7 protein-coding genes are annotated in these 7,028 nt (G+C 33.8%); 5 read left to right on the forward strand and 2 right to left on the reverse strand.

The features are described 5' to 3' along the window. Both TS1_RS11755 and TS1_RS11760 read right to left on the reverse strand, forming a co-directional pair. On the reverse strand, positions 1 to 492 hold a 492-nt coding region (locus tag TS1_RS11755), incomplete at its 3' end, for an arginine repressor (RefSeq protein WP_157061677.1). A 78-nt stretch (positions 493 to 570) separates the two neighbouring features. Continuing rightward, positions 571 to 1,047 carry an arginine repressor gene (locus TS1_RS11760; RefSeq protein ID WP_083498315.1) on the reverse strand — a complete coding sequence of 159 codons (477 nt, stop codon included), beginning with the start codon at positions 1,045 to 1,047 and terminating at the stop codon, positions 571 to 573. 382 nt (positions 1,048 to 1,429) lie between these two features. Between TS1_RS11760 and arcA the strand changes: the two genes are divergently transcribed. The 5 genes from arcA to TS1_RS11785 all read left to right on the forward strand — a co-directional run bounded on the left by arcA (position 1,430) and on the right by TS1_RS11785 (position 6,972). Then, positions 1,430 to 2,662: an arginine deiminase gene (gene arcA, locus TS1_RS11765; protein ID WP_068710670.1), complete on the forward strand. Its 1,233-nt coding sequence runs from the start codon at positions 1,430 to 1,432 to the stop codon at positions 2,660 to 2,662. Between the two features lie 15 nt (positions 2,663 to 2,677). Continuing rightward, entirely contained in the window at positions 2,678 to 3,700 is a 1,023-nt protein-coding gene (gene argF / locus TS1_RS11770) for an ornithine carbamoyltransferase (protein WP_169792384.1), read from the forward strand. 135 nt (positions 3,701 to 3,835) lie between these two features. Then, positions 3,836 to 4,768 carry a carbamate kinase gene (gene arcC / locus TS1_RS11775; RefSeq protein ID WP_068710672.1) on the forward strand — a complete coding sequence of 311 codons (933 nt, stop codon included), beginning with the start codon at positions 3,836 to 3,838 and terminating at the stop codon, positions 4,766 to 4,768. A 22-nt stretch (positions 4,769 to 4,790) separates the two neighbouring features. Continuing rightward, the gene (locus TS1_RS11780; RefSeq protein ID WP_068710673.1) at positions 4,791 to 5,483 is read left to right on the forward strand and encodes a Crp/Fnr family transcriptional regulator; all 693 of its coding nucleotides are present in this window, start codon (positions 4,791 to 4,793) and stop codon (positions 5,481 to 5,483) included. A 43-nt stretch (positions 5,484 to 5,526) separates the two neighbouring features. Then, positions 5,527 to 6,972 carry a YfcC family protein gene (locus tag TS1_RS11785; RefSeq protein WP_068710674.1) on the forward strand — a complete coding sequence of 482 codons (1,446 nt, stop codon included), beginning with the start codon at positions 5,527 to 5,529 and terminating at the stop codon, positions 6,970 to 6,972. Positions 6,973 to 7,028: the final 56 nt, after the last annotated feature.

A 7,028-nucleotide genomic window follows, 5' to 3' on the forward strand; every position in this document is an offset into this window, starting at 1 on the left:
CTCTAGTGACTTATCTGATTCATTCATTCTTTTTTCCCAAATCTCAGTAAAATAGTTCTCCATTTCAATGGCATGTTCCTCATCTGAAACAATTAAAACAACTGTATCAAAACCAGCAAGTGAACATTTAACTTCAGGAAGATGTACATCATCAATCATCGCTGCTAATAAGGAAGCATTATCAGGAAGAGTATGAATAATCGTTAAAAATTGGACATGTTCAATTTTAGTGACAATGTCGTTGAACAGATTAATTAGTTTGTCTTTTTCTTCTTGTTTTTGAGCAAATGAGGGGTCATACAGTGTAAATTTTGATTTTCCGCTTTCATCAATTGTTTTAATGATTTTTAAATCTCGCATGTCTCTAGAAATTGTAGCTTGAGCAATGGTGATATCTTTTTCTTGTAGACGTTTTAATAAATCTTCTTGTGTACGAATCGTGTGCTGAGTAATTATTTGTTTGATTAATGCCTGGCGCTCATTTTTATGCAATTTTTTCACCTCTAGTTGTATTTTAATTCATTTTGATTATAGCAGAAACAAAGACAAAGTGCGAATTAACAACTCTAATTAAGAAGTTTGGAATAAATATTGGGAAAAATATTCATTTACTATCTGAGCATCTTCTTTGTTTTTTGAAAGAATCAAAATGGTATCATCACCCGCTATACAACCAACGATCTTGCTATTATTTTCTGCGCGAACTCTGTCGATTAATACACCGATAGCGTTTCCATTACCTGGTAGTACAGTTAATAGATTGGTAAATTCTATTTGTGTTAAGGAGACGCCGGTTTCAAGGATAATATCACTTAATCGTTCTTCTTCCGTCTTTTTTTTCATTCCTAAAACGGAATTATTTAGTATACGGTAATATGATTTTCCATCGCTGTCTTCTATTTTTGTAATGTTTAGTTCACGTATGTCACGTGAAATAGTAGCTTGAGTAGTAGAAACGTTTTCTTTTTTTAACAATTCTAATAACTGACTTTGTGTAGTTATTTTATTTTCAGTAACGACTTTTTTTATAATTGCTTGCCGCTGCATGCGTTTCAATTTTTTTGACCACCTTTTAGCTAAATTTAATGGGGATGCTCACTATCCTATTATATTATACCAATTATTCTATTCTTTTTCTTTATATTTAAAATAAATTTCCTCAAAATTAGGTTTATTCTTTGCTTGTTCGAAAAAACACAAGAAACCTAAAATAATTCAAAAAAAATTTATGAATAAAACGAAAAAAATAATGGTAAATATACAGTGGTTTTTTGTATTTTATAAAGAAAACGCATTCTTTTTGTCGCAAAGTATACGCTTTATTGAATAATGTTGTATACTCTCCTTTCTTTTTGGTGAAAATTTCACAATTTTAATTTAAATGTTTGTTATTCTTAATTTGCAAGTTAAATAAAGGAGGACTTAGACTATGAGTAAGCCTATTAATGTTTTTTCTGAAATAGGAAAGCTTAAAACGGTTATGCTTCATCGACCAGGAAAAGAGTTAGAAAATCTTATGCCTGATTATTTGGAAAGATTATTATTTGATGACATTCCGTTTTTAGAACAGGCGCAAAAAGAACATGATAACTTTGCAGAAGTTTTGCAAAAAAAAGGAGTAGAAGTTGTTTATTTAGAAGATTTGGTAGCGGAGTCATTAACAAATGAAGAAATTCGCATTCAATTTATAGACCAATATTTAAGTGAAGCTGGTATTGGCAGTCATGCAGTGAAAGAAAAAATAAAAGAAATGTTAACTGCAATTAAAGATGAACGCGAATTAGTGGATAAAACGATTGCTGGAATTCAAAAAGCAGAGATGCCAGAATATAATGTTGAAAGTTTGACCGATATGATGGAAAGCGATTATCCTTTTATTATTGATCCGATGCCTAATTTGTATTTTACCCGGGATAATTTTGCTACAATGGGAAATGGAGTTTCTTTAAACCATATGTATTCGGTAACAAGACAAAGAGAAACAATATACGGACAATATATATTTGATTACCATCCGCGGTTTGCTGGAAAAGAAGTACCTAAAGTTTATGACCGCAACAATACAACTCGCATTGAAGGTGGGGATGAACTAGTACTTTCTAAAGATGTGTTAGCCGTTGGTTTATCACAACGGACTGAAGCTGCTTCCATTGAGAAATTAGCCAAAAATATTTTTGAACAAGAACTAGGTTTTAATTGTGTATTAGCTTTTAATATTGGAGAATATCGTAAATTTATGCATTTAGATACTGTATTTACCATGATTGATTATGACAAATTTACGATTCATCCTGAGATTGAAGGTGCTTTAGAAGTTTATTCTATTACACCTAAAGGTAATGGCGAATTAAAAATTACTCGAGAAGAAGATACTTTGGAACATATTTTAGCGAAATATTTAAATCTCGATTCTGTACAGTTGATTCGTTGTGGCGATGGAAATATTACGGCTGCTGCAAGAGAACAGTGGAATGATGGTTCAAATACACTAACAATTGCTCCTGGAGAAGTTATTGTTTATGATCGGAATACAGTCACCAATAAGGCATTAGAACGAGCAGGGGTAAAATTAAATTATATTCCTGGCAGTGAGTTAGTACGTGGACGTGGCGGTCCTCGTTGTATGAGTATGCCTTTATATCGTGAAGACCTTACAAAATAAAAAATAGGAGAGATTATCATGACATCAGTATTTCAAGGACGTAGTTTATTAGCTGAAAAAGATTTTACACGTGGAGAATTAGAATATCTTATTGATCTTAGCTTACATTTAAAAGATTTGAAAAAAAGAGGTGTACCACATCACTATCTAGAAGGAAAAAATATTGCGTTGTTGTTTGAAAAAAATTCAACAAGAACCCGTTCGGCATTTACTACAGCAGCCATTGATTTAGGGGCCCATCCAGAATTTTTAGGTGCAAATGACATTCAATTAGGCAAAAAAGAATCAGTTGAAGATACTGCAATTGTATTAGGAAGCATGTTTGACGGTATTGAATTTCGCGGATTTAGCCAAAAAACAGTCGAAGAGTTAGCGGAGCATTCAGGAGTTCCAGTATGGAATGGGTTAACTGATCAGTGGCATCCTACCCAAATGATTGCTGATTTTATGACTGTCAAAGAAGCTTTTGGTCACTTAGAAGATATCACCCTCGTTTATGTCGGAGATGGACGCAATAACATGGCAAATAGCCTTCTCGTAACAGGCGCTATTCTAGGCGTAAACGTACGGATCTGTGCGCCTAAAGAATTGTCTCCTACTCAAGAAGTAGTAAATTATGCTGAAAAATTTGCGAAAGAATCAGGGGCTCAATTGATGGTTACTGACGACGTAGCAAAAGGTGTTAAAGGCGCTAATGTCTTGTATACGGATGTTTGGGTTTCTATGGGAGAAGAAGATAAATTTGAAGAACGAGTAAACTTATTGAAACCTTATCAAATTAATATGGACATGATCAAACAGACAGGTAACCAAAACGATAATTTAATTCTTCTTCACTGCTTACCTGCTTTCCATGATACAAAAACACAATACGGAAAAATGGTTTCTGAAGAATTTGGTATTGATGAGATGGAAATTACTGATGAAGCCTTTAGAAGTAAATATGCACGTCAATTTGAAGAAGCAGAAAACAGAATGCATTCAATTAAGGCTATTATGGCAGCAACGTTAGGTAATTTGTTTATCCCTCGTGTATAATTAAGCAAACTTTTTTCTGTTGTAAAAACGAAAAGATAGTTTGTAGTTATCATATAGATTAATGGATGTATATAACTACAGGCTATCTTTTTCAATAATAATTTTTAATTATTAAAAAAGAAAGTAGTGATAAATATGGGAAAAAAAGTCGTTGTAGCTTTGGGAGGAAACGCCATTCTTTCAGATGATGCTAGTGCAAAGGCACAGCAAGAAGCATTAGTTCAAACATCTAAATATTTAGTTCAATTGGTTCAAGCAGGCAATGATTTGATTATTTCGCATGGAAATGGACCACAAGTAGGTAATTTACTATTACAACAACAAGCGGCTAATAGTCAAAAAAATCCAGCGATGCCATTAGATACTTGTGTTGCTATGACACAAGGGAGTATCGGCTATTGGCTGTCAAATGCTATGAGCAACGAATTGGCTAAGGCAGGAGTTAAAAAACAAGTGGCAACGATATTAACACAAGTTGTTGTTGATAAAAATGATCCTGCATTTAAAAATCCATCAAAACCTGTAGGTCCCTTTTTAACTAAAGAAGAAGCAGAGGAAGAAATGAAGTCTGGCGCAGTTTTTAAAGAAGACGCAGGTCGTGGCTGGCGCAAAGTTGTTCCCAGCCCAAAACCAACTGATATCCATGAAGCTAGTACAATTAATAAGCTTGTCGATAGTGATGTGGCTACTATTTCGTGTGGCGGTGGCGGGATACCAGTTGTTGGAGAAAGCTTGCAAGGCGTAGAAGCAGTCATTGATAAAGACTTTGCCTCAGAAAAATTAGCTGATTTAGTTCAAGCAGATACTTTTATTATCTTGACGGGCGTTGATAATGTATATATTAATTACGGAAAAGAAAATGAGAAAAAGCTAGAAGAAGTAACCGTAGAAGAGTTAGAAGAATATAAAAAACAAGGACATTTTGCTCCAGGGAGTATGTTGCCAAAAATTGAAGCAGCCATTTCGTTTGCCAACCATAATCCAGATAAACAAGCAATAATTACATCTTTAGAAAATTTAGGTAAAATGGATCAAAATGAAGCTATTGGTACCGTTATAACTAAATAAAAGTTTCTTTAGGAGAATTAAAATGGAGATAGAAAAAGCAATTACTCGACATAATAAACATTTTCAATATTTTACTGATCAAGAGCTTGATTTAATTCAACACAATAGCTTAGTCAGAAAGTATCATAAACGACAAGTATTGTATAGCCCAGGTGATGACAGAACCAATCTCTATTTTTTGAAAGCTGGAACCATTAGGATTGAAAAAACGGACAGCAGTGGGGAGTTCATCTATTTACAATTTATTAGCAAAGAAGATCTGTTTCCTTTAATTGGCTTGTTTTATGATGATGTTTATTCTTCGGCAGCTATTGCTCAAACAGATATTGAAGTGATAGTGATTCCAGTAAAGTTTTTTGAACATCTTCTTAGTAATAATACACAACAGTTAACAAAGTATATACAAATTCAATCAGATGCGCTCAAAATAAAATTATTGAAAATACAAAAAGGCACTACAAGTAACACCTATGATCGGGTAATTACCTCGTTAGCCATTTTATTTAACGATCTAGCAGAACAAAATCAAACAACTGGACAGATGGAACTTTCTTGTCCGATAACAATCACAGATATTTCGATAATGAGCGGGACAACACGAGAAACGACAAGCAGTATTATGAAACAACTCGTTCAGACAAATCGAATTTGCTATAACCACAAACAATTAATTTTCCTAGATAATACTTTTTTTATTGAACGCCTAAAAAACTAAAAGAAAGAGAGGTTAGACACAGTCTTAGACTGTGAAAAGAAAAATGGCTAAAAAAGAAAAAAAGAGAGAGTTATCCTCGTTTAGTATTTTATTTATTATTTTGATCGTTTTAGGGCTACTTACAAAAATATTAAACGGACAAACTTTCTCTCCTCAAACGATCAACGGCGAAACAGTTAATCATATAGTGGGAGCTAAAATATCAGATGTTGTAATGGCACCTTTTCACGGCTTTCAAGATGCAATCGAGATTAGTGTTTTTATTCTTGTATTGGGTGGATTTTTAAATATTGTTACTCAATCTGGCGCACTGGAATCAGGCATTCAGACAGTGGTTAAAAAATTAAAGGGAAATGAATTACTGATTATTCCTATTTTGATGGTCCTATTTTCTATTGGCGGATCTACTTATGGGATGGCTGAAGAAACAATCCCTTTTTATAGCTTATTAACTGCTACGATGGTAGCCGCAGGCTTTGATACAATTGTCGCAGTGGGAACTGTTTTATTAGGATCAGGCTCTGGTGTTATCGGATCAACCGTTAATCCATTTTCAACAGGTGTAGCAATGGACGCGTTAAGAGGTGTGGGAATTCAACCTAACACAGGCGTTATTTTATTAGTTGGTGTTTTACTTTGGGCAATTTCTATAACCTATTCGATCTTTATTGTTATGCGTTATGCTAAAAAAGTAAAAGAAGATAAAGGCTCAACAATACTCTCTTTACAAGAACAAGAAGATATGCGTGAAAACTTTGGCCAAGACGATACAAAAGAACTTACCTTTACTAAACAGCATAAGATCATATTGTCTATATTTGCTTTTTGTTTTGCAGTGATGATTATTTCTCTTATCCCATGGGGGGATTTTGGAATTACTGTATTTGACGGGTGGACATCCTTTTTAACAGGACAAAGTTTTGGTGATTGGTACTTTGGTGATTTAGCCATGTGGTTTTTCATCATCGGTTTAGTTTGTGCTGTTGTGGGACGGTTTTCTGAAAAAGAGACAGTAGATTCTTTTGTTGAAGGTAGTAAAGATATGCTATCTGTTGTTTTAATCATTGTAGTTGCTCGTGGTGCTTCTGTTTTGATGTCTACGACTTATTTAGATCTGTATATTTTGGATAAGGCCGCAAGTTTATTACAAGATTTTTCACCTATATTATTCGTTATAGGAGCTTATATCTTGTACTTGGGATTATCTTTTCTTATCCCCTCTACTTCAGGATTGGCTTACGTTTCGATTCCAGTTATGGGAGCGTTAGCGAATAATATAGGATTAAGTCCAGATGTGATGGTCATGATTTTTGCTTCAGGTTGCGGATTAATTAACTTGATTACACCAACTTCTGGTGTAGTAATGGGCGGTTTGCAAATCTCTAAAGTAAATTATTCCACATGGATTAAATTTATGCGTACACCTATTCTTATTCTAGGGGCCTTGAATTTATTCATCCTCATTATTACAATGCTTATATTTAGTTAGTGGATATTTCTCTCCTTATGAAATGATATAAAAGTCCCCAGGGTATTAAAATATTT

Source organism: Tetragenococcus solitarius NBRC 100494 (assembly GCF_001544195.1).
Taxonomy (GTDB): domain Bacteria; phylum Bacillota; class Bacilli; order Lactobacillales; family Enterococcaceae; genus Tetragenococcus; species Tetragenococcus solitarius.